We start from the raw sequence: 1,221 nt of genomic DNA, 5'->3' as shown, positions 1-1,221 counted from the left end.
TATCGTTAGCTCAAATGCTTATTACTAGCTCGCCAACGCTTTTCGCAAGTTATTACGTCCTTCATCGCCTCTGACTGCCAAGGCATCCACCGTATACGCTTGGTCACTTAACCATACAACCCAAATGGGTCTTTCTTACGCTTGTTACTCATCTTATTATGCGGCGTTTTCAGTTTCACTCTTCAATCCTGTAGCGCTGCTACACTCATTCGTCGTTCAACTTCAAGCCTTGCCTAATAAGCGATTAACTGCGCTCATCCTTTGTTGAAACAAAAGATAAGAAAAACTTGGGTCATATCATGACCAGCTGGTTTTTACTTGTCTCACTCCCGACCAGGAAGTGTGACTCGCCTTAGTTTTTAGAATATTCAAGACACTTAAACAGTGTGTTGAGAACTCAAGTGTTAATACTTTCGTATTAACGTTTTTCGCACTAACGTAATCACACAAACGACAACGAATCATCATCTATGCGCCTTTAGTTAGTACTATCAGCTTTCCAAATTGTTAAAGAGCGGGCTTAAAAAAGCCAAAGATAAAATTTCGTTTATCTTTGGCATCTCTTACCAATGCATGTTTTTGTTGTTCTATATCAGTGTGACCAAATCGCGTTAATAGCGTATTGACCAAACCAATTGAACTAACAAGTAAATGGTGGAGCTATGCGGGATCGAACCGCAGACCTCCTGCGTGCAAGGCAGGCGCTCTCCCAGCTGAGCTATAGCCCCATTTACATGCAGTTGAGATTAATATCAAGTAACCAATCATAAGATTGGCGAAGCCAAATCGATTTAAATCAAGATGTTTTATGCCGACGTTTAGCTTGCTAAACGAGGTATAATTCAACGTAGAATTAAAGAAGATTTGGTGGGTCAGAGTGGACTTGAACCACCGACCTCACCCTTATCAGGGGTGCGCTCTAACCAGCTGAGCTACAGACCCATTCTTTTTGGTCTTTTAACCGTTACTCTGCGTTGCTTTCGTCGTTCGGTCGTCATGTAGTAAACTACACATCCTCCCTATCTTCTCAAGCGCATTGATTAACAATCAAAATCCTCAAAAATACCTTTCGATATCTTTCTCTTTCTTTCTATCAAGTAATCTGTGTGAACACTCACATGCATCGCTGCACTTTAGGTATTGAGTTAGTCGTATAGGTAAGGAGGTGATCCAGCCCCAGGTTCCCCTAGGGCTACCTTGTTACGACTTCACCCCAGTCAT

2 tRNA genes and 2 rRNA genes are annotated in these 1,221 nt (G+C 42.0%); all 4 read right to left on the bottom strand.

The features are described 5' to 3' along the window. Nucleotides 1-113 (bottom strand): 23S ribosomal RNA (locus tag ACROAE_RS20560); the annotation flags it as partial. Nucleotides 114-652: 539 nt separating this feature from the next. Then, nucleotides 653-728, bottom strand: a tRNA-Ala gene (locus tag ACROAE_RS20555). 137 nt (nt 729-865) lie between these two features. Next, nucleotides 866-942, bottom strand: a tRNA-Ile gene (locus tag ACROAE_RS20550). A 216-nt stretch (nt 943-1,158) separates the two neighbouring features. After that, nucleotides 1,159-1,221: ribosomal RNA gene (locus ACROAE_RS20545) — 16S ribosomal RNA — on the bottom strand; the annotation flags it as partial.

The organism is Shewanella sp. MF05960 (genome assembly GCF_050849305.1).
GTDB lineage: Bacteria > Pseudomonadota > Gammaproteobacteria > Enterobacterales > Shewanellaceae > Shewanella.
Note: the sequence above shows the minus strand (reverse complement) of the source record. Positions and strands in the feature narration are given on the sequence as shown.